Annotated in this window: 19 protein-coding genes; 12 read left to right on the top strand and 7 right to left on the bottom strand. The window is 71.1% G+C overall.

Going from position 1 to position 21,271, the window contains the following annotated elements; genetic code table 11:
- Positions 1–165 precede the first annotated feature (165 nt).
- Positions 166–381 (top strand): I78 family peptidase inhibitor, encoded by a 216-nt coding sequence (locus ABZ078_RS11820; RefSeq protein WP_356574163.1) that lies wholly within the window; start codon positions 166–168, stop codon positions 379–381.
- A 92-nt stretch (positions 382–473) separates the two neighbouring features.
- Here the strand turns inward: ABZ078_RS11820 and ABZ078_RS11815 are convergent, their stop codons facing one another.
- Together ABZ078_RS11815 and ABZ078_RS11810 are read right to left on the bottom strand one after the other, a co-directional pair.
- Positions 474–1,502: a phosphatase PAP2 family protein gene (locus tag ABZ078_RS11815; RefSeq protein WP_356574161.1), complete on the bottom strand. Its 1,029-nt coding sequence runs from the start codon at positions 1,500–1,502 to the stop codon at positions 474–476.
- Positions 1,503–1,739: 237 nt separating this feature from the next.
- The gene (locus ABZ078_RS11810) at positions 1,740–2,930 is read right to left on the bottom strand and encodes a mannosyltransferase family protein (RefSeq protein ID WP_356574159.1); all 1,191 of its coding nucleotides are present in this window, start codon (positions 2,928–2,930) and stop codon (positions 1,740–1,742) included.
- Positions 2,931–3,191: 261 nt separating this feature from the next.
- On the opposite strand from ABZ078_RS11810, the gene ABZ078_RS11805 reads away from it, so the two are divergent.
- Positions 3,192–4,796 (top strand): MFS transporter, encoded by a 1,605-nt coding sequence (locus ABZ078_RS11805; protein ID WP_356574157.1) that lies wholly within the window; start codon positions 3,192–3,194, stop codon positions 4,794–4,796.
- A gap of 138 nt (positions 4,797–4,934) precedes the next feature.
- The gene (locus tag ABZ078_RS11800; RefSeq protein ID WP_356574155.1) at positions 4,935–6,125 is read left to right on the top strand and encodes an acyl-CoA dehydrogenase family protein; all 1,191 of its coding nucleotides are present in this window, start codon (positions 4,935–4,937) and stop codon (positions 6,123–6,125) included.
- Between the two features lie 40 nt (positions 6,126–6,165).
- Here ABZ078_RS11800 and ABZ078_RS11795 read toward each other — a convergent pair whose 3' ends face one another.
- Positions 6,166–6,603 (bottom strand): cell division protein SepF, encoded by a 438-nt coding sequence (locus ABZ078_RS11795; protein ID WP_356574153.1) that lies wholly within the window; start codon positions 6,601–6,603, stop codon positions 6,166–6,168.
- Between the two features lie 324 nt (positions 6,604–6,927).
- Here ABZ078_RS11795 and ABZ078_RS11790 point away from each other — a divergent pair, with 324 nt between their 5' ends.
- The 3 genes from ABZ078_RS11790 to ABZ078_RS11780 all read left to right on the top strand — a co-directional run bounded on the left by ABZ078_RS11790 (position 6,928) and on the right by ABZ078_RS11780 (position 10,861).
- On the top strand, positions 6,928–8,157 hold the full coding sequence (locus ABZ078_RS11790; protein WP_356574151.1) for a DUF5685 family protein: 1,230 nt from the start codon (positions 6,928–6,930) through the stop codon (positions 8,155–8,157).
- Between the two features lie 274 nt (positions 8,158–8,431).
- Complete coding sequence (locus ABZ078_RS11785; protein ID WP_356574149.1) at positions 8,432–9,337, top strand: S1 family peptidase; 906 nt, start codon at positions 8,432–8,434, stop codon at positions 9,335–9,337.
- A 441-nt stretch (positions 9,338–9,778) separates the two neighbouring features.
- On the top strand, positions 9,779–10,861 hold the full coding sequence (locus ABZ078_RS11780; RefSeq protein WP_356574147.1) for a S1 family peptidase: 1,083 nt from the start codon (positions 9,779–9,781) through the stop codon (positions 10,859–10,861).
- 120 nt (positions 10,862–10,981) lie between these two features.
- Here the strand turns inward: ABZ078_RS11780 and ABZ078_RS11775 are convergent, their stop codons facing one another.
- Complete coding sequence (locus ABZ078_RS11775) at positions 10,982–12,022, bottom strand: DUF3533 domain-containing protein (RefSeq protein ID WP_356574146.1); 1,041 nt, start codon at positions 12,020–12,022, stop codon at positions 10,982–10,984.
- Between the two features lie 181 nt (positions 12,023–12,203).
- Here ABZ078_RS11775 and dnaE point away from each other — a divergent pair, with 181 nt between their 5' ends.
- On the top strand, positions 12,204–15,665 hold the full coding sequence (dnaE, locus tag ABZ078_RS11770) for a DNA polymerase III subunit alpha (RefSeq protein WP_356574144.1): 3,462 nt from the start codon (positions 12,204–12,206) through the stop codon (positions 15,663–15,665).
- Positions 15,662–16,636, top strand: coding sequence for a hypothetical protein (locus ABZ078_RS11765; RefSeq protein WP_356574142.1), 975 nt, complete (start codon positions 15,662–15,664; stop codon positions 16,634–16,636). The genes dnaE and ABZ078_RS11765 overlap by 4 nt, the downstream gene beginning before the upstream one ends.
- 17 nt (positions 16,637–16,653) lie before the next feature.
- Here ABZ078_RS11765 and ABZ078_RS11760 read toward each other — a convergent pair whose 3' ends face one another.
- Positions 16,654–17,028: a cupin domain-containing protein gene (locus tag ABZ078_RS11760; protein ID WP_356574140.1), complete on the bottom strand. Its 375-nt coding sequence runs from the start codon at positions 17,026–17,028 to the stop codon at positions 16,654–16,656.
- A gap of 94 nt (positions 17,029–17,122) precedes the next feature.
- Here ABZ078_RS11760 and ABZ078_RS11755 point away from each other — a divergent pair, with 94 nt between their 5' ends.
- Together ABZ078_RS11755 and ABZ078_RS11750 are read left to right on the top strand one after the other, a co-directional pair.
- Positions 17,123–17,569: a MarR family winged helix-turn-helix transcriptional regulator gene (locus tag ABZ078_RS11755; protein WP_356574139.1), complete on the top strand. Its 447-nt coding sequence runs from the start codon at positions 17,123–17,125 to the stop codon at positions 17,567–17,569.
- A gap of 177 nt (positions 17,570–17,746) precedes the next feature.
- A complete protein-coding gene (locus tag ABZ078_RS11750) occupies positions 17,747–18,628 on the top strand; it encodes an alpha/beta fold hydrolase (protein WP_356574137.1) in 882 nt (293 codons plus the stop codon).
- Between the two features lie 116 nt (positions 18,629–18,744).
- On the opposite strand, the gene ABZ078_RS11745 is transcribed toward ABZ078_RS11750, so the two are convergent.
- Positions 18,745–19,737 (bottom strand): lytic polysaccharide monooxygenase, encoded by a 993-nt coding sequence (locus ABZ078_RS11745; RefSeq protein ID WP_356574135.1) that lies wholly within the window; start codon positions 19,735–19,737, stop codon positions 18,745–18,747.
- Positions 19,738–19,905: 168 nt separating this feature from the next.
- On the opposite strand from ABZ078_RS11745, the gene ABZ078_RS11740 reads away from it, so the two are divergent.
- A complete protein-coding gene (locus tag ABZ078_RS11740) occupies positions 19,906–20,355 on the top strand; it encodes a GNAT family N-acetyltransferase (protein ID WP_356574133.1) in 450 nt (149 codons plus the stop codon).
- A gap of 28 nt (positions 20,356–20,383) precedes the next feature.
- Here ABZ078_RS11740 and ABZ078_RS11735 read toward each other — a convergent pair whose 3' ends face one another.
- Complete coding sequence (locus ABZ078_RS11735; RefSeq protein WP_356574131.1) at positions 20,384–20,524, bottom strand: hypothetical protein; 141 nt, start codon at positions 20,522–20,524, stop codon at positions 20,384–20,386.
- Between the two features lie 139 nt (positions 20,525–20,663).
- On the opposite strand from ABZ078_RS11735, the gene ABZ078_RS11730 reads away from it, so the two are divergent.
- A complete protein-coding gene (locus tag ABZ078_RS11730) occupies positions 20,664–21,254 on the top strand; it encodes a methyltransferase domain-containing protein (RefSeq protein ID WP_356574129.1) in 591 nt (196 codons plus the stop codon).
- The last annotated feature ends 17 nt before the right edge of the window (positions 21,255–21,271 follow it).

The following is a 21,271-nucleotide window of genomic DNA, read 5'->3' as shown; positions in this document are numbered from 1 at the left end:
AAGGCCTACGGAACCGCTCGTCCGTGTGACGGAGCGCAGCCGAAACGCATGTCGTGATCCTGTGACAAAAGCGTGACCGGAGAGGGATGTGTGACCCGGATGGCCGCTACAAGGGTTCCCGGTCCGCTCTGGCCCGTTCCTTCCCGCAGGGCCTAGCGTGGCGGCATGGCATCCATTCCGAATCCCCCTGCCGAACCCCAGGACAGCCCGGACGCATATGTCGGACTCGACGCCGACCGGGCCGAGCGGCTCGCCCGTGACCGAGGGTGGTCGACCGTGCGTTCGCTGCCGCCGGGGGCGATCATCACCATGGAATACCGGAGCGGCCGCCTCAACTTCGAGGTCGAGGACGGCCACGTGGCGCGGGCCTGGAAAGGCTGACACGCGGTGACGGCCCCGGCTCCTGTCGAGGAGCCGGGGCCGTCACCGTGCGGGTGGGGTGTGCGTACCGGACCCCGCTGTCCGAAGGCGGTTCAGCCGCCCGTGACGGGGCCGGCCGTCGGGGCCGTGCCGCGCGTGACGCGCTCCGCGTGCGGCGGGCGGCGGCTGCCGACCGGGGTGGCCGGTGCGCGCTCGCTGCGGGCCGTGTGCGGGCAGGGGCCCAGATGGACGGGGGGCAGGGGCGAGCGGGTGGCGTGGGCCGACTCGCGGGCCGCGACCTCGTCGTCGGCGGGCGTGTGGCGCGGCTTGAGCAGCACCGGGGTCTCGACCGGGAGGGCGGTGGGTGCGGGAACCATGCCGGCCCGGCGCTCGCGCCAACGGTCGCGCAGGTCGAAGATCAAGGTCTCGGAGCGGGCGATCAGCGGCTCGAACCACGGCAGGGCGAGCAGGATCAGCAGCCCGGCGGCCCAGCCGAGCAGGACGTCGCTCAGCCAGTGCGTACCGAGGTACACGGTGGACAGGCCGACGCCCAGCGAAGTCACCGCCGACAGGGCCGACAGCCAGCGGCGCGCTCTCGGTGTCGAGGCCATATAGGCCAGGATTCCCCAGGTCACCACGGCGTTGGCGGTGTGGCCGCTGGGGAATATATCGCCGCCCATCCACATCTCGTTGGAGCCGACGTTCGTCGCGTAGTGCGGTCCGAGGCGGCCCATGCCGATCTTGGCGGCGCCGACCGTGACGTTCAGCAGCAGCAGCGAGACGCCGAGCGCGAGCAGCGGCCGCAGCGTGTGCTGCCGCCAGGAACGCCAGCCCAGCCAGGCCGCGACCATCACGGCGGTCGGGCCGCGCTGGCCGAGCACCACGTAGTAGTCGACGAACGCGTGGATCTCGGCCCACTGCTGGTACGGCCGGAAGAACATGACCTGCCAGTCGAGTCGGACCAGCCACGAGGTGATGACGACGGCCCACACGATCGCCCCGTAGAAGGCCAGGGTCGCGCCGAGGAGCACGATCCGGTGTCGGCTCATCTTCGGCACACTGATGTGGGCCGGTCGTTCCGGCTCACGGTCCAGCCTCGCGAACACCCGGTCCAGACGGGTGGGCTTCGGTTCGGTACGCACCCAATCGACGTTACAGCGAGTGAGCTCAGATCCCGGTCGATTCACCGGCTTTGTGATGACGATGTGATGTGGGATTCCTCTCAGGAGGAGGTTTATTTCCAGCGAATCCGCAATCGCCGACGACGGTGGCCTTCAATTCTTTTGATCATTCCGGGCTGACGTTTTTCCTGCTTTTCGAGTTCGTTCACCGGTTCCTAATCCGGAATTCTCCGGGAGCACACCGACGGTCACCGGCGGTCAGGGCGGACCGCTGCCGTTCAGCCAGAACGCCCCGTACGTCGCCGAGGCCACGGCCACCGCCCCCACCAGCAGCGCCGACCTGCGCGTACGCAGGCCGGCGAGGGACTGGGCGAGCGGCAGGAGCAGCGGGAAGGCAGGCAGCAGCAGGCGCGGTTTCGAGCCGAAGTAGCTCGACGCGCACAGGGCGAGCGCGGTGACGACCCCCGCGTACACCAGCAGCGGCAGCGGCTGGCGCTGCCGTACGCAGACCACGTACAGCCAGACCACCAGGCCGACGCCGACCAGCAGCCCGACCCCTGCCAGGACCGCCGGGAACGACGTGAACTTCTCGGCGACGAACCGGGCGAAGGCGTACCCGCCGTCGAAGCCGTTGCGCCAGCCCGCCTGGACGTCGAGATAGCCGAGCGGGCCCTTGCCGGTGCGGTGACCGACCCACAGGACGTACCCGGCGGCGCCGAGCGGGGCGAGCAGCATGCCGAGGACGCGGCGGACGGGAACGCCCGGGGCGCGTGTCGCGTCGTCCGCGCCCTGTGCCTCACTCGCACCCCGATTCCGCACGAACGAGGCAATGCCGGCCGCCCACACCGCCGCGACCACGGCGAGACCGACGGGGCGGGTCAGTCCGGCCAGCAGGGCCAGGCCGCCCGCCGTCACCCAGCGGCCGGTCAGGACCGCGTACAACGACCATGCGGCGAGCGCCGTGAACAGCGACTCGCTGTACGCCATCGACTGCACGATCCCCACGGGCAGGACGGCCCACAGCAGGACCGCGCAGACACCGACGCGGCGGCCGTACACGTGCTCCGCCACCGCGAAGATCCCCCAGGCCGCCGCGAACGAGGCGAGCAGGCTGACGGTGAAGCCCCCGTCCGCGTACGACAGCGGGGAGACGGCCGCGACCAGCCGCTCCAGCCAGGGCAGCAGCGGAAAGAACGCGAGGTTCGAGTGCACGTCCCCGTTGGGCATGTGCACCTCATAGCCGTAGCCCAGCTCCGCGACCCTCGTGTACCAGAGCGCGTCCCAGCGGGCGGTCAGCAGGGTGTACGCGTCCTTGTCGCGCGCCTCGCTCCACAGGGCCAGGGCGAGAAGGCCCAGGGCGCGTACGGCCGCGTACCCGAGGAGCGCCGGGGCGGCCCGGCGCAGCGCCCCGGAACGAGCCGGTGCCACGCGCGTCACAAGATCGGTCACGGGCCCGATTATCGGCCCGGAGCGCGGCCGCGTGGTCGGCCGGGGGCGTGACCGGACGGGCGGGAGTGGCGTACGCCACACTCCTTGTGCCGGACGTGTGAGAGGTCCGCCACTCGGCACCGACGCGGACTCGCGTACCCTGACGAGTCACTCGCCCTTCGTTGCGCGGGCCGGAGACCACCGCTCCTCTCCGGCCGAGTCACGGGGAGTCCCCGCCCCGTGTGACCGCCGAGGGCGAGGGAACATCTGGGAGGTACGTACATGTCCGGGACGACCACGGCTGCCGCTGCGCTGCGCCGTAGGGCGGCCGGGGCCGGTGCCAACCGCTGGGTCGTGCTCGTCGTCCTCTGCGTCAGCCTGCTGCTCGTCGCGGTCGACGCGACCGTGCTGCACGTGGCGGTGCCCGCCGTCACCGAGGACCTCAGGCCCGGCGCGATAGAACTGCTCTGGATCGTCGACATCTACCCGCTCGTCTGCGCCTCGCTGCTGATCCTCTTCGGCACGCTCGGCGACCGCGTGGGCCGCAGACGGGTCCTGCTCCTCGGATACGGCCTCTTCGGCCTCGCCTCCGGTCTCGCGGCCCTCGCGCACGACCCGCAGGTGCTCATCCTGGCCCGCGCCCTGCTCGGCGTCGGCGGCGCGATGATCATGCCCGCGACCCTGTCGATCCTGCGCCAGGTCTTCCCCGACCGACGCGAGCGTGCCCTCGCGATCGGCATCTGGAGCGCGGTCGCCGCGGTGGGCGCGGCCGTCGGACCACTGATCGGCGGCTTCCTCCTCGAGCACTTCTGGTGGGGCTCGGTCTTCCTCGTCAACATCCCGCTGATGCTGGTCAGCCTTCCGGTGGGACGGCTGCTGCTGCCCGAGTCCAAGGGCGACGGCCGGGGCCCCTGGGACGTGGTCGGCGCGCTGCTGGCGGCGGCCGGACTGTTCGGTCTGGTGCTGGGCGTGAAGCGGCTCGGCGGCGGGGAACCGGTGGTCAGCGTGTTCACCCTGGCTCCGCTGGTGGTCGGGGCGACGCTGCTGGTCCTCTTCGTGCGACGGCAGCGGCGTCGGGCGTACCCGCTGGTGGACCTCAAGATGTTCGGGCGACCGGCGTTCAGTACGTCCGTCGGGTGCATCGTGCTGGCGATGCTCGCGCTGGTGGGGCTGGAACTCATCGCGGCGCAGTACCTCCAGCTCGTGCTGGGGCTGTCGCCGCTGGAGACGGGGCTGCGGCTGCTGCCGCTGACCTTCGCCGCGATGGCGGCCGGGCTGGCGGGGGCGCGGATGCTGCGGCGGTTCGGGCCGCGGAGCATGGTGTGCTTCGGGTTCTGCCTGACGGCCGGCGCGGTGGTGCTGCTGACGGCGATGGGACGCGCGGACAACTGCGCCCTGATGGTGTCCGGGTTCGTGCTGCTCGGCTTTGGACTGGAGACGACCCTCTTCGGCGCGTACGAGTCGATGCTGAGCGAGGCTCCGCAGGAGCAGGCCGGCGGGGCGGCGGCGATCGGCGAGACGTCGTACCAACTGGGCGCCGGGATCGGGATCGCGCTGCTGGGCAGCGTGATGAACGCGGCGTATGCCCCCGGGCTGGCGGGCGTCTCGGGGGTGCCGGCGTCGGCTTCCACGGCGGCCTCGCACTCGTTGGGGGAGGCGTACGAGGTCGCCGCGCAACTGGGCGGCCCGGCCGGGGTGGCCCTGCGGCACGCGGCTCGGGACTCGTTCGTGCACGGGCTGCATGTGACGCTGCTGGTGAGTGCGGCGTTGCTGCTGCTGGGAGCGGCGATGGCGTTGCGGTTGCCGCGGGCCATGCAGTGCGGTGAGTCGCCCGCGGTGGAGTTGCCCAAGCCGAGGGAAGTCGCGGAGTCCCGCGTCTCCGCCTGACCGGCCTTCCCCACGGGTGGGCTCGGCTTTCCCGTCCGGCCCTGCAGCCGGTACTGGACGTGCCGGGCACCGCGTCGTAGCGTCGGCCCCGAGCCGTGACTAGCGGCGCTAGTTTTAGTCGTTGCGGGAGGGTGTCTCATGTCCGCGTCCGCGAAGTTGCCCCCGTTCGACCCCGTCGACCCGCTCGGCATCGACGACCTCCTGGAGCCCGAGGATCTCGCCATCCGGGGCACGGTGCGGGACTGGGCGGCGGATCGGGTCGTGCCGTATGTCGCCGAGTGGTACGAGCGGGGCGAGCTGCCGGTGATTCGGGAACTCGCCCGGGAACTGGGGGAGATCGGCGCCCTCGGGATGTCGCTGAGTGGATACGGGTGCGCCGGTGCCTCCGCCGTGCAGTACGGGCTCGCCTGTCTGGAGCTGGAAGCCGCCGACTCCGGGATCCGTTCCCTGGTCTCCGTGCAGGGCTCCCTCGCCATGTACGCCGTTCACCGGTTCGGGAGCGAGGAGCAGAAGGGGCAGTGGCTGCCCCGTATGGCCTCCGGCGAGGTCATCGGGTGCTTCGGGCTGACCGAGCCCGACCACGGGTCCGATCCGGCCTCCATGCGGACGTATGCCAAGAAGGACGGCTCCGACTGGGTGCTGAGCGGGCGGAAGATGTGGATCACGAACGGCTCCGTGGCCGGGGTCGCCGTCGTGTGGGCGCAGACGGAGGAGGGGATCCGCGGATTCGTCGTGCCGACCGACAGCGCCGGGTTCTCCGCCCCGGAGATCAAGCACAAGCTGTCGCTGCGGGCCTCCGTCACCAGCGAGCTCGTCCTCGACGACGTACGGCTGCCAGCCGATGCCGTGCTGCCCGAGGTCGTCGGGCTGAAGGGGCCGCTCAGCTGTCTCTCGCACGCGCGTTACGGCATCGTGTGGGGCGCCATGGGCGCGGCGCGCTCCTGCTTCGAGGCCGCCGTGGACTACGCGAAGTCGCGGGAGCAGTTCGGCCGGCCGATCGGGGGCTTCCAGCTCACCCAGGCCAAGCTCGCCGACATGGCGCTCGAACTGCACAAGGGGATTCTGCTCGCCCACCACCTGGGGCGACGGATGGACGCCGGCCGCCTGCGTCCCGAGCAGGTCAGCTTCGGCAAGCTCAACAACGTCCGCGAGGCCATCGACATCTGCCGTACGGCCCGGACGATCCTCGGTGCCAACGGGATCTCGCTCGAATACCCCGTGATGCGGCACGCGACCAACCTCGAATCGGTGCTCACCTACGAGGGCACCGTCGAGATGCACCAGCTCGTGCTGGGCAAGGCGCTCACCGGACTCGACGCCTTCCGCTGAACGCCGTCAGGAGGGGGCAGGGCCGGCGAGCGGCCCTGCCTCAGCTCTGGTTGTAGAAGCCGTCCGAACGGTGGGCCGCCGACTCCCCGTTGATGATCTCCGTGTCGGCCGGGGTCAGCAGGAACACGCGGTTGGACACGCGGTCGATCGAGCCGCGCAGACCGAAGATGAGCCCCGCCGCGAAGTCGACGACGCGCTTGGCGTCGGCGGGCTCCATGGCCGTGAGGTTCATGATGACCGGAACGCCGTCCCGGAACAGCTCGCCGATGGCGCGGGCGTCCCGGAAGCTGTCCGGGGTGACCGTGCCGATGCGGCGGCCCTTCTCCTCGGCCACATCCGTGGCCACCTTGACCCGCGGGTCGGTGACCCAGGCGTCCCCGGGCTCGGTCCCTTCGGAGTAGTCGTCGTCGTAGTAACGCTCGTCATCGTTGTCGTCAACGAGGCCCAGCCAGGCACTCGCCTTGCGCACCGATCCCATGGACGCCTCCTCTCACAGCGGTCTTTCTTTACCTTCCGCATCCCTATGGTCATCCATGATGCGGACGTCGCGCCAAGTGGATAGACGCCGCGCGGGGGGTTTGTGACGGTACTGGTGCACAGCGAATACGTCGAGAGCCCGTGTCCCGCAAGGGGCATGCCACGTACGGCTGCTGACTGTGAGTGAAATATGATTCTTCGCGGCGTACGGGTGAGACGGGGTGCGTACGGGTGAACGAGTCGGACGCCGTGTTCGGTACTCCGGTCGGTACGATGCGGCAGCTCAGCGTCATCGAGTACGGCGTAAGAACCACGGGGGGACGTCATGTTCGGAATGGTCAGGCCATGCCGTCATCGGCTCGGAGAGAAGCTCACCGGCCAGTGGCTGGCGCATCTGTGCGGGCTGTGTCTCGCGTTGCGCGGTGACCATGGTCAGTTCGCGCGGATCGTGACGAACTACGACGGGCTTCTCATCTCCGTTCTGACAGAGGCTCAGGCCGAGAAGAACAGTGGACTGCGGCGTACGGCGGGACCGTGCCCGTTGCGCGGAATGCGTACGGCGTCCGTCGCGCAGGGTGAGGGCGCGCGGCTCGCCGCCGCCGTTTCGCTGGTGCTCGCCTCGGCCAAGGTGCGTGACCATGTGGCCGACGGGGACGGACTGCTGGCCCGCCGACCGGTGGCGCTCGCCGCGCGCCGGGTGGCCGCCGGCTGGGGTGCCGCGGGCGCCCGTACCGGCTCGGCCGTCGGGTTCGACACCGCGGTACTCGTCGACGCCGTGGACCGGCAGGTCGGCATCGAGGCGCTGGCCGGACCCGGGACGCCGGTCCTCGCCGTCACCGAGCCGACCGAGACGGCGACCGCCGCCGCCTTCGCGCACACCGCGATCCTGGCCGGACGGCCGCGGAACGTGGAGCCGCTCGCCGAGGCCGGTCGCCTCTTCGGGCGGCTGGCGCACCTCCTGGACGCCGTGGAGGACAGAGGAGCCGACGCCGAATCGGGTGCGTGGAACCCGCTGACGGCCACGGGGACCTCGCTCGCCGAGGCGCGGCGCCTCGCCGACGACGCCGTGCACGGGGTGCGGCTGGCGCTGCGTGAGGTGGAGTTCACGGATGCCAAGCTCGCGCACCTGCTGCTCGTGCACGAGTTGGGGCGCTCGGTGGACCGGGCGTTCGGCACCGTGCCCGTGTGCGCGTCCCACCAGCACGGGCCGTACGGGCAGCCGCCGCAGAACCCGTATGCCGGGGGGAACCCCTACGCGGGCGGGAACCCGTACGCCGGTGACGGGGGAGCGCCCGGCGGCGGTGGGGGAGCGCCCGGTGGCGGTGGCGGTGGCGGCGACGGTGACTTCGGTGGGTTCGGTGGCGGGCCGGCCGCCCAGCCGCCGAAGGGGCGGCGTGGGTTCTGGGCCGGCTGCGGGATGTTCTGGCTGCTGTGCTGCACCTGCAAGCTGTGCTGCGCGAAGGAGTACGAGGGCCCGTGGTCCCGCAAGAAGCGCGAGGGCTGCTGCCGGGACTGCGACGGCTGCGACTGCTGCTGTCCCTGCGACGGCTGCTAGCTGTATCGATCACGAGCACGGCACAGGCGGCTTCCGGACTTCCCCGGGACGTGGGTGGCGGACGGTGACAGGGTGGCGAGTCAACTTTCGTAGATCATTCAATGGTTGACGGCCGAAAGGCGCCCTTGCGCCTACCGGTCGTTCGGCCGAATACTCCCCCTCAGCGCTTGTCAGGGGCACGGCGTGTTCGGAATCCGGAGAACGCGGCCTCTGACTGCGCCTCACGGGCCCCGACCCCACGCGGGCCCCCGACTTCCCTTGGAGGGAACGAAAAGTGAGGATCAAGCGCACCACCCCCCGCAGCGGCATCACGAGACGGACCCGGCTGATCGCCGTATCCACCGGCCTCGTGGCCGCAGCCGCGATCGCGATCCCCCACGCGAGCGCCGCGGAGACTCCCACCACCTTCAGCTCGGCCCAGCTCAAGAGCGCCAGCGGCTCGGTGCTGAAGGCCGACATCCCGGGCACCGCCTGGGCCGTCGACAGCAAGACCAACCGCGTCATGGTGACCGTCGACAGCACGGTCTCCCAGGCGGAGATCGCGAAGATCAAGCAGCAGGCCGGGACCAACGCCGACGCGCTCACCATCAAGCGCACCCCCGGCAAGTTCAGCAAGTTCATCCAGGGCGGCGACGCCATCTATGCGAGCAGCTGGCGCTGTTCGCTCGGCTTCAACGTCCAGGACCGCAGCGGCAACCAGTACTTCCTGACGGCCGGTCACTGCACCGACGGCGCGGGCACCTGGTACTCCAACTCCGGACGCACCCAGGTCATCGGCTCGACCGCCGGTTCCAGCTTCCCCGGCAACGACTACGGCATCGTGCGCTACTCCGGGTCCGTCAGCCGGCCCGGCACCGCGAACGGCGTGGACATCACCCGTGCGGCCACGCCGAGCGTGGGCACCACCGTCATCCGTGACGGCTCCACCACCGGTACGCACAGCGGCCGGGTCACCGCCCTCAACGCGACCGTCAACTACGGCGGCGGTGACGTGGTCTCCGGTCTGATCCAGACCAACGTCTGCGCCGAGCCCGGCGACTCCGGCGGCTCGCTCTACGGCAGCAACGGCACCGCGTACGGTCTGACCTCCGGCGGCAGCGGCAACTGCCGCTCCGGTGGCACGACCTTCTTCCAGCCGGTCACGGAGGCCCTCAGCGCCTACGGTGTCAGCGTCTACTGATGACGTTCACCACCTGACTGCCCGGCGGCATCCGAGCCCCCGCACGCACCTGTCGTGCGGGGGCTCGTTCTGTCGTCTCGGCCTGTCGTCTCGGCCTGTTGTCTCGGCTGCTGTGGTCCCCGCTTGAATTCGGACCGCCGAGGGTCGATTTCAAGACAGGAGTAGACCTCACCCGCTGCTTATGGATGGCTCGCTCTTGGCGTTTGCTGAGCGAAAAGCCTGGTGTGACTGTGCACGGTCAAGGAGGGGAGGGCGTGCAACCGTGTTCTACGCGCGTCCGGAAGTCGACCTTGTGCGCTCCCTGTGTCTCTAGGAATAGTGAGCGTTGTTCAACCGGCAGGGGTGCGACTTTTGTTGTGTGCCGCCCCCCTAGCCGTACGCCTTCCGGTCCGGCGAGGTCCCCACAACCTCTCGGGCCGACCCCCCACAGGAGGACGTAAGTTGAAGCACCGACGCATACCCAAGCGGCGTGCAGCCGTGGTAGGTGCGGGAATCACCGCACTGGTCGCCGCGGGAGTGACCTTCCAGACTGCGAACGCGAGTGAGACGCCGGAGGCGTCCGCGCCGAAGACCCTGTCGGTCGGCGCGGCCGGAAAGCTCGCCTCGACGCTCGCCAAGGACCTCGGCGCCGATGCCGCGGGTACCTACTACGACGCGCAGACCAAGAAGCTTGTCGTGAACGTCCTCGACCAGGCCGCCGCCGACGCCGTCGAGGCGGCCGGCGCCCAGGCCCGGGTCGTGGAGAACTCGCTCGCCGAGCTGAGGAGCGCCCGTACGACGCTCAAGCAGGACGCCACCATCCCCGGCACCTCCTGGGTGACGGACCCGACGACCAACAAGGTGGTCGTCACCGCCGACCGTACGGTCTCCAAGGCCGAGTGGGCCAAGCTCAGCAAGGTCGCCGACGGACTGGGCGCCACGGTCGAACTCCAGCGCACGAAGGGGGAGTTCAAGCCCTTCATCGCGGGCGGTGACGCCATCACCGGTGGCAGTGGGCGCTGCTCGCTCGGCTTCAACGTCGTCAAGGGCGGTCAGCCGTTCTTCCTGACCGCCGGGCACTGCACCGAGGGCATCACGACCTGGTCCGACTCCAGCGGCAAGGAGATCGGCACCAACGAGGTGTCCAGCTTCCCGGACAACGACTACGGCCTCGTCAAGTACACCGCCGAGGTCGAGCACCCGAGCGAGGTCAACCTCTACAACGGCTCCACGCAGGCCATCAGCGGTGCCGCGGACGCCACCGTCGGCATGGCGGTCACCCGTAGCGGTTCGACCACCCAGGTGCACGAGGGCAAGGTCACCGGCCTCGACGCCACCGTGAACTACGGCAACGGCGACATCGTCAACGGTCTGATCCAGACCGACGTGTGCGCCGAGCCCGGTGACAGCGGTGGCTCGCTGTTCTCCGGTGACAAGGCGGTCGGGCTGACCTCCGGCGGCAGTGGCGACTGCACCTCCGGTGGGGAGACGTTCTTCCAGCCGGTGACCGAGGCACTGTCGGCCACGGGTACCCAGATCGGCTGATCCCGGTCCTGGCCTCGGCGAAGTCCCGTCCCTCGTGCGCGAGGGGCGGGGCTTTCCCTTGTCCGGGTCCGCTGTCGGTCGACGGGTGGGCCGTCCCGTCGTACCCGATCGCGCGTGGTCCTACGTTCGCTTGGTCGTCCGGTCCCGCAGCGACGCCGCCAGGAGCGTGATCGCGATCCCCGCGGCCGCCCATGCCGAGAGGACCAGGAGCGCGGCGGTCGTGTCGTTGCCCTTGAAGTAGGCGATCGAGCGGGTTGCCCAGGTGGCGGCGCCCGGCGGGAGGGCCGGGCCGATGTCCCTCCAGAACGGGGGCAGCAGTGGGGGCGGGAGGGCGCCGCCCGCGCTCGGGTTGCCCAGGATCACCACGATCAGGATGATCAGGCCGATGCCGGCCAGTCCGAAGACGGCCTGGCAGGCGAGCGTGGCCGCGCCCACCGCGAAGACGGTCAGGGCGCCCACACCCCAGAGGGCGGCGATGCTGCCCGGCAGGGCGCCCAGGACGGGGCCGACGATCAGGGCGCCGCCCAGACCGCCGACGACGGCCACGAGGGCCATGGCGATGAGACGGATCACCGAGCGTCTGGGGGTGGCGCGGCCGGCGCCCGAGCTGAGGGTCATGATCGACGCGCACAGGTAGCCGCCCACGCACCAGCCCACGGTGACGTAGAAGGACGACAGCCCGTTGGCGTCGTGCCGGTCGGCCGCGGCCACGTCGACGGTGCGCAGGGTGCGGGCCTCGGATCTCTCCAGGGTGGTGACGAGCGTCTCCAGGGTGGTGGCCAGCACCCGTCCGCCGCCGGTGGCGACCAGGAGGGTGTCGGTGGTGCCGGAGGGATCGACGAGGAGGGCGCCGTCGATCTCCCGCTTCAGGATCTGCTCGCGGGCTGTCGCCGCGTCGGCCACGGCGCGCGGGTCCAAGGGGTCGCCGGGCAGGTTGTCCAGGCGGGTCACCGTCTGCTGGGCGGCGGCCGGGGGTGCCACGACACCGAAGGGAACGTCCTTGGGTTTCGGATCGTGGAGCGCGCCCACATAGGAGGCGATGAAGAGCAGGGCGAGGGCCACCGTGCCGATCACGAGCAGGGTGGCTCGTGGAGTGACGGCGTCCCTCACCTCGGCGAGGAAGGAGCTGCGGGGAGTGCCGGCGCCGGTGGTCTGCGTCATGCCCCCACGGTCCGGGGCTCGGGGCGTTTGCGCAGGTGGGAGGCGGCCGAACGGATGTCGTACGAGTGTTCGAGAAACGGTCCGGACATGGTCTATGGTGGGGGTGGGAGAGTTGGGAACTGATGTTCGAGAGCCGGTGTTCGAAGACCGGGTCCCGGGCTCATGAGTGCGGGAGGTGCGTGTGCCGGGTTTCGCGCATCTGCACACCGTCTCCGGGTTCTCCCTGCGGTACGGCGCCTCGCATCCGGAACGGCTGGCGGAGCGCGCCTCCGAGCGGGGCATGGACGCCCTCGCCCTCACCGACCGGGACACGCTCGCGGGTGCGGTGCGTTTCGCGAAGGCATGTGCGGAGGCGGGGGTGCGTCCTTTGTTCGGGGTGGAGCTGGGCGTGGAGGAGCTCGACCTCCCGAAAGAGGGCCGGGACGGGCGGCCGGGGCGGCGGCGCACTCCGGTGCGCGGTGGCGCCTTTGTCGACGAGTCGATGCCTCGCGTCACCTTTCTGGCCCGAGACGGGGCCCGAGGCTGGGCCGATCTGTGCCGAATCGTTTCGGCCGCGCATGCCGGGGAGGGACCGCCGCTGCTGCCCCGGGGCGACAACCGGGGAGACGGCCTGATCGTCCTGCTCGGGCCCGACTCCGAGGTCGGCCGCGCGCTTGCCGCCGGTCGCCCCGATCGGGCGGCCAGGCTGCTGGTGCCCTGGCGGGAGGTGTACGGCGACTCCCTGCGGCTGGAGGCCGTCTGGCACGGCCGTCAGGGCACCGGACCCGGCTCACTCCGGCTGGCCGCCCGTACCGTCGGCTTCGCCGCCGAGCAGCGCGTACGGCCGGTGCTGAGCAATGCCGTCCGGTACGCCGACCCCGGGCTGGGACCGGTCGCCGACGTCCTGGACGCCGCGCGTCGGCTCGTGCCCATCGACACCACCAAGGAACTGGACTCCGGTGAGGCCTGGCTCAAGGGCGCGGACGAGATGGCGCGCGTCGCCGAGCGGGTCGTCGAGGCCGCGGGGTTCCGGCGGGACACCGCTCATCGTCTGCTGGAGCAGACCCGGGCGACGGCCGCCGAGTGCCTCGTCGACCCCGAGGACGACCTCGGGATCGGCACCGTCCACTTCCCCGAGCCGCATCTCGTCGGGGCCGGGCGCCGCACCGCCCAGCGGGCCCTCGCCTCGCGGGCGGTGGCGGGCATGGTGCTGCGCGGCTACGACGGACGGCGGGCGTACTGGGAGCGGATGCATCAGGAGCTGGACATCATCGCCCACCACGGATTCGCCTCGTACTTCCTGACGGTCGCCCAAGTCGTCGACGACGTGAGGGAGATGGGGATCCGGGTCGCCGCGCGTGGCTCCGGGGCGGGGTCGCTCGTCAATCATCTGCTCGGCATCGCGCACGCCGATCCCGTGGAGCACGGGCTGCTGATGGAGCGCTTCCTGTCCAAGCGCCGGCTGGTGCTGCCCGACATCGACATCGACGTGGAGTCCGCGCGCCGGCTGGAGGTGTACCGCGCGATCATCGAGCGGTTCGGGACCGAGCGGGTCGCGACCGTCTCGATGCCGGAGACCTATCGGGTGCGGCACGCGATCCGGGACGTGGGTGCCGCCCTGTCCATGGATCCGGCCGACATCGACCGTGTCGCCAAGTCCTTCCCGCACATCCGGGCGCGGGACGCCCGGGCGGCTCTGGACGAGCTGCCCGAGCTGCGTCGACTGGCCGGGGAGCGGGAGAGGTACGGCAGGTTGTGGGAGCTGGTGGAGGCTCTTGACGCCCTTCCGCGCGGCGTGGCCATGCATCCGTGCGGGGTGCTCCTCTCCGATGCCTCCCTGCTCGCCCGTACGCCCGTCATGCCGACCAGCGGCGAGGGCCTGCCCATGTCGCAGTTCGACAAGGACGACGTCGAGGACCTCGGGCTGCTCAAGCTCGACGTGCTGGGTGTGCGGATGCAGTCGGCGATGGCGCACGCGGTCGCGGAGGTGGAGCGGGTCACGGGGGAGCGGATCGACCTGGACGCGCTCGACTTCGAGCGAGGGGACGGCGATCCGGCGACGTATCGGCTCATCCGTTCCACCGAGACGCTGGGCTGCTTCCAGATCGAGTCGCCGGGGCAGCGGGACCTGGTCGGGCGGCTTCAGCCGGCGACCTTCCATGACCTCGTCGTCGACATCTCCCTCTTCAGGCCCGGACCGGTCGCCGCCGACATGGTGCGGCCGTTCATCGAGGCGCGGCACGGGCGGGCACCCGTCCGCTATCCGCACAAGGACCTTCAGGGGCCGCTGCGGGAGACGTACGGGGTCGTCGTCTTCCACGAGCAGATCATCGACATCGTGCACATCATGACCGGCTGCGGGCGGGACGAGGCGGACCGGGTGCGGCGCGGGCTCTCCGATCCGGAGTCGCAGGGGCGGATCCGGGTGTGGTTCGCGCAGCACGCGGCGGCCAAGGGGTACGACGCGGAGACCATTCGGCGGACCTGGGAGATCGTCGAGGCCTTCGGGTCGTACGGCTTCTGCAAGGCGCACGCGGTCGCCTTCGCCGTGCCGACCTATCAGTCGGCCTGGCTGAAGGCCCATCATCCGGCCGCCTTCTACGCCGGGTTGCTCACCCATGACCCCGGGATGTACCCGAAGCGGCTGCTGCTGGCGGACGCGCGGCGGCGCGGGGTGCCGATCCTGCCGTTGGACGTGAACGCGTCGGGGGTCGCCCACCGTATCGAACTGGTGTCTGAATCTGGGAAGGCCGGGGGCACTTGGGGACTGCGGCTCGCCCTCTCCGACGTGCACGGCATCAGCGAGGCCGAGGCGGCGCGGATCGCGGACGGGCAGCCGTACGCCTCACTGCTCGACTTCTGGGAGCGGGCCCGGCCCAGCCGTCCGCTCGCCCAAAGGCTCGCGCAGGTCGGCGGGCTGGACGCCTTCGGGGCCAACCGGCGTGATCTGCAACTGCACCTGACCGAACTGCACCGGGGCGCCCGGGGCGGTGGCGGCGGGCAGCTCCCTCTGGCCGGCGGGCGCAAGACGGCCGCGGCCGGGCTGCCCGACCTCACCTCGGCGGAGCGGCTCAGCGCCGAGCTGGGGGTGCTGTCGATGGACGCCTCGCGCAATCTGATGGACGACCATCGGGCCTTCCTCGACGAGTTGGGCGTCGTCTCGGCACGGCGGCTGCGCGATGCCCGGCACGGGGAGACCGTGCTGGTCGCCGGCGCCAAGGCGGCCACCCAGACGCCGCCGATCCGGTCCGGCAAGCGGGTCATCTTCAGCACGCTGGACGACGGCACGGGCCTGGTCGACCTCGCCTTCTTCGACGACTCGCACGACGCCTGCGCCCACACCGTCTTCCACTCCTGGCTGCTGCTGGTGCGCGGGGTCGTGCAGCGGCGCGGCCCGCGCAGCCTCAGCGTGGTGGGAGCCGCCGCCTGGAACCTCGCCGAGCTGATCGAGCTGCGCGCCGAGGGCGGCCTGGACGAGGTGGCGGCGCGGCTGGCGGAGCCGACGGCGGTGCCGGCGGGGGACGGCGGAGATCCGGCGCGGGGCCGGCGCATCCACCTGCCCACCGGATACGAACTCAACCCGTGGGCCGATCTGCGGCCGGCGGGTCAAGAGCCTTCACAGGTACGGAAGTTGTGGCACCAGAGTCCGGGGAGTGCGGGATGACCATCCTCTGCGTACGTTTCCAGCTGCCGCCGACGGACGAGGCGGCCCTGCCGGGGCTGCTCGGACTGCTGGAGGACTTCACGCCGGTCGTCCAGGCGCTGCCACCGGACGGGGCGCTGGCCGATCTGCGGGGCGCCGAGCGGTACTTCGGGCGCGGCGCGGTCGAGCTGGCGTCGGTGATCCGGGTGCGCGCCCTCGCCCACCACGGGGTCGACTGCGCGATCGGCGCCGGGCCGGGGCCGATGCTGGCCCGCGTCGCCCTGCGGGACGCCCGGCCCGGGGTGACGTGTGCCGTCCCCGAGGGGCCGGGTGGCGTCGCGGAGTTCCTCGCCGACAAGCCCGTCGCCGCGCTGCCCGGCGTCGGCGCCGCGACCGCCCGCACCCTGTGCGAGTACGGCCTCGACACCCTCGGCCTGGTCGCCGCCGCGCCCCTGTCCACGCTCCAGCGCCTGGTCGGCGCGAAGGCCGGCCGCGAGCTGCACGAGAAGGCGAGCGGAATCGACCGGGGCCGGGTGGTGCCGAACGCCGTATCGCGCGCGCTGGCCACCGAACGCCCCTTCGACCGGGACGAGCTGGACCCCGACCGGCATCGCCGCGCCCTGCTCTCGGCCGCCGAGGAGCTGGGCGCCCGGCTGCGCGCCCTGGACAAGGTCTGCCGCACCCTGACCCTCACCGCCCGGTACGCCGACCGCTCCTCGACGACCCGCAGCCGTACCTTGCGGGAGCCGACGGCCCACTCGGCGGCGCTGACCAGGGCGGCCTACGGCATGTACGACGCCCTCGGCCTCCAGCGCGCCCGCGTCCGCGCCCTCGCCCTGCGCGCCGAGGGCCTCGACTCCGCCGAGCGCGCCTCCTACCAGCTCACCTTCGATCCGCTCGACGAGAAGGCCCGCCGTATCGAGGAGGTCGCGGACCGCGCGCGAGCGAAGTTCGGGCCGCATGCGGTGATGCCGGGGGCGTTGGCCGCGTAATTCCTTTCAGGTGGTTGTCAGTTGGCCCACGGGGGCGTGATGCGCGTGCCGTCGGCCAACTCCGCCTCCAGGCCGATGGTTGTGGTGACCCAGGTGATCGCGGTCCGGTCGGTCGGGTTCTCGACGGCCAGAGTCGCGCCGGGGTTGATGATCAGGGTGTCGCCCGCCGTGATCCGGTCCGTGCGGTCGTCGAGCGTGATCAGCAGCTCGCCGTCGAGGAGGTGGAGGATCTCCTCCCGGGTGACGGTGTGGGCGGGGGCCTTGGTCCCTGCGGGGATCTCGCCGCGCCAGGCGCACAGTTCCTTGGACCCGGTACGGGGAGTGGCGTACGAGATGAAGCGGGCGCCGTGGATTTCATGCGTCGCGGCGTCGGAAGCGCGGATCACGGGCATGGAGGCCTCCTGGGGTAGATGGTCAAGTGGCTTGACCATATGCGGCTATGGTCAAGCCACTTGACCAATCCGTCAAGGGTGTTTCAATGCCTCTGTGCAGAACTCCGAAGCCATGGCCTTGTCCGCCGCCCTGCTCGCCGTCGCAGGTGAGCTCACCCAGCGCATCCATGACGGCGTGGCCGCCCGGGGCTTCGAGGGGCTGCGGCCCGCGCACGGTTTCGCGTTCGCCCGACTCGCCCCGGACGGTGCGACGGTCACCGACCTCGCCGCTCATCTCGGCGTGACCAAGCAGGCGGCGAGCCAGCTCGTCGACGAGGTCGTGCGCAAGGGCTACGCCGAGCGCCGGCCGCATCCCGAGGACGCGCGGGCCCGGCTGGTCGTGCTGACCGGGCGGGGGTGGGCCTGCACGCGTGCGGCCGAGGAGGCTGCCGCGGATGCCGTTCGGGTGTGGGGCGAGGTACTTGGTGAGGAGGAAGTGCGGGCGCTGTTCGGGCAGTTGGTGCGCATCGCTCCTCATGGGCCCGTCAAACCCGCCTGGTGACGGTTCATCAGGGGCTGTGAAACAAACCGCCCCTTACTATCGCTGGAAGTTTTTACTGACGCGTAACTTCACACGTCTACTACTCGCCCGTAACTTGACGAGTGAACAGCATCCTCGTGATCCGGATCACAGGGCGTAAGGCCATCGCACCTCCCTTGAGCGCAAGGAGATCACACGATGCTGCCCTGGAAACGAGTGCTCAGACCCCTGGCCGCGCTCCTGCTGACCACCGCGGTCGCCGTCGTCCCCACCGCCACCACCGCAACCACCGCCCGGGCGGCCGAAGCCGCGGCGACCTCGCACAGCGGCTGGAACGACTACTCCTGCAAGCCGTCCGCCGCCCATCCCCGCCCCGTCGTCCTCGTGCACGGCACCTTCGCCAACTCCGTCGACAACTGGCTCGGCCTCGCGCCCTACTTGGTGAACCGCGGCTACTGCGTCTTCTCCCTCGACTACGGCCGGCTGCCCGGCGTGCCGTTCTTCCACGCCCTCGGCCCCATCGACAAGTCGGCCGAGGAACTGTCCGCCTACGTCGACAAGGTGCTCGCCGCGACCGGCGCCGCGGAAGCCGACCTCGTCGGGCACTCGCAGGGCGGCATGATGCCCCGCTACTACCTCAAGTTCCTCGGTGGCGCCACCAAGGTGAACGCCCTCGTCGGCATCGCGCCCAACAACCACGGCACCACCCTGGGCGGGCTCACCCGCCTGCTGCCGTACTTCCCCGGCGCCGAGGACCTCCTCACCACCGCCACCCCCGCCCTCGCCCAGCAGGTCGTCGGCTCCGAGTTCATGACCAGGCTCAACGAGGGCGGCGACACCGTTCCCGGGGTCCGCTACACGGTCATCGCCACCAGGTACGACGAGGTGGTCACGCCGTACCGGAGCCAGTTCCTGAACGGGCCCGGTGTCAAGAACGTCCTCATCCAGGACCTGTGCGCGATCGACCTGTCCGAGCACGCGCTCCTGGGCCTGACCGACCGGATCGCCTTCCACGAGGTGGCCAACGCGCTCGATCCGGCCCGGGCCACCCCCACCACCTGCGCGTCCGCGGTCGGTTGAGCACCTGAGCACCTGAGCACCTGCGTGCCCGGGTACATGGGCGCGGCACACGCGCCGGGGTCTGACCGGCCTGAGCCGCCGGTCAGACCCCGGCGCACTGGGCAGCGGAGTCCCGGTCAGTGACCGTGGCGACCGCCGCCGGCCGCCCGTCGGCGCGCGGACGCGAACAGCACCGCCGAACCAAGCGCCAGGGCCGCCGCACCGCCCATCGCGAGATACGCCGTGCTGCTGTCCCCGCCGGTCTCGGCGAGGTTCTCGGTGGCGCCGGCCGCCTTCGGCCGGTTGGCCGGGGAGGACTGCGCCTCCTTGTCCGCCGCGGTCGGCTCCGCCGACGTACGGGCGTCCTGGTCCCCATGGCCGTGGTGCTCGATCGTCGACTGGTCGGCCCCGTCCTCGATCTGCTCCTCGGTGGGCGCGGAGGCGCTCGGAGCCGGCTCTGCCCCGCCGTCGGAGCTGTCGCCGCCAGTGCTGTTGCCGCCGAAGGTGACGTCCGAGCAGGAGTAGAACGCCTCCGGGCTGTCCGAGCGCTGCCAGACCGCGTACAGCAACTGCTTGCCGGAGCGCTCGGGCAGCGTGCCGGAGAACGTGTAGTAGCCGCCCGCGGCCGCCGGGTCGGTGGCCGACGCCACCGGGTCGGCCAGATCCAGGTCGTCCCAGGCCAGCGGCTTCGCCGGGTCGTAACCGGCCTTGGTGATGTAGACCTTGAAGGTGCCCCTGTGCGGGGCGGTCACGCGGTACTTGAAGGTGTACGACCCGCTGCTCACGCGCGTCGCCGGCCAGTCGGCGCGGGCCAGGTCGAGGCCCTTGAACGCCTCGCTGTTCGCGCTGCACAGCCTGCCGTCCGGGATCAGCTCCTGATGGCGCCCGGCCGCGTCGCCGATGCGTATGCCGTTCCAGTCGTAGAGGGCCTGGGTTCCGCCCGCCGCGACCGCCGCCTCGCACGCGTCGGACCCCGGGCTCTCCGGGCCCTCCGCGTAACACTGCGAGACCCGGCTGACCGGATCCCCCAGCGAACCGTGCGCCGACGCGGGCGCCGTGGCGAGGGCGGTCAGGGTGAGCGGGGTCAGGCCGAGGACGGCGACGGCGGCGGCCTTGCGGCGTGCGGGCATGGAAGATCTCCTCGAAGGGGTTCTGACGCGTGGGGTGAATCCCGTGGGGGGCGATCAGAAGCTAGCCCGAGAAAACCGCGAAACCGCCTGCTGGAGGCGGCTGATGGCGATCTTTAGGGTCGCCTTAAGGGAGTGCTCAGACTCCGATCAGGTAGGTACCGTCGCGGTATGACGGACGACGAGATCAGGCCGGCGGTCGCAGCCGACGTATCAGCGGTGAAGGACGTGACCGATGCCGCCTACCACCGCTACATCGAGCGCATCGGCAGGGCGCCCGTGCCCATGGAGGCGGACCACGCGGCGGACGTGGCCGAGGGCAAGGTGTTCGTGACGGGCGATCCCGTCATCGGGCTCGTCGTGCTCGAGACGCACGAGGACCACCTGTTCCTCGACAGCATCGCCGTCCACCCCGACGCACACGGCAAGGGGGTGGGGCGACGGCTGCTGCACTTCGTGGACGCACGCGCGCGTGCGCTGGGTCTGCCCGAGATCAGGCTCTACACGAACGCCCTGATGTGGGAGAACCAGAAGATCTACCCGAAGTACGGCTACGAGTTCCTGGAGCGGCGCTTGGACGGGCCGTACGACCGTGTCCACTACCGCAAGCGGCTCGGCTGACGTGTCTCGTGCGGCCCGGCCCGGCGTCTCAGCCGTCCGGCCACCAGGTGCGGGCGATGTCCTTGCGGACCTCCGGTCGTCCCGAGGGGCGCTCGTCGGCCTCCTCCCGGACAAGGCGGGCGTCCGACTTCGTCTTCAGGGGCTTCTTCTGCACGGTCACACGGCGCATGGCTGCCTCCTTCAGGGCCTGCCGAGTTCCGCGTTCTCACGGAGGTAGACCCGTCCGGGGAGAGTTCCTCATCGCCGCAGGTCCTGTCAGTGGCCGTTGTCACGATTCGACTGTCAGTGGCGGGTGTCACTCTTGGCGCATGACGGACCATGAGGACTGGGACACGGCTGCCGCCTCCTTCGACGACGAACCCGACCACGGCCTGCGCGACCCCGAGGTACGCCATGCCTGGGCCTCCCGACTGCGGTCCTGGCTGCCCGAGCGCCCGTCCGACGTGCTCGATCTCGGCTGCGGCACCGGCAGCCTGTCGCTCCTCGCGGCCGAACAGGGACACCGGGTCACGGGCGTGGACCGGTCCCCGGCGATGGTGGACCTCGCCCGCGCCAAGCTCGCCGGGCGTGACGCGGCGTTCCTCGTCGGTGACGCGGCGGCGCCACCGGTGGAGGAGGAGCGGTTCGACGTGGTGCTCGTACGGCATGTCCTGTGGGCGCTGCCCGACCCCGGCCGCGTCCTGCGGCACTGGCGCGGGCTGCTGCGCCCCGGAGGGCGGTTCGTGCTGGTCGAGGGCGTGTGGGGGCGGGGCACCCCGGCCGGCATACCGGCGGACCGGCTCACCGACCTGATCGCCCCGCTCGTCGCGCACGCGCGCCTGGAGCGGCTGTCCGGCGACGCGCGGCTGTGGGGGAAGGACGTGGCCGACGAGCGGTACGCGGTGGTGGCGACGGTCTGAGGCAGTGCCGCCGCTGG

The sequence above is a fragment of the Streptomyces sp. NPDC006385 genome (genome assembly GCF_040612485.1).
Taxonomy (GTDB): domain Bacteria; phylum Actinomycetota; class Actinomycetes; order Streptomycetales; family Streptomycetaceae; genus Streptomyces.
This window is presented reverse-complemented; position numbering and strand designations above follow the sequence as displayed.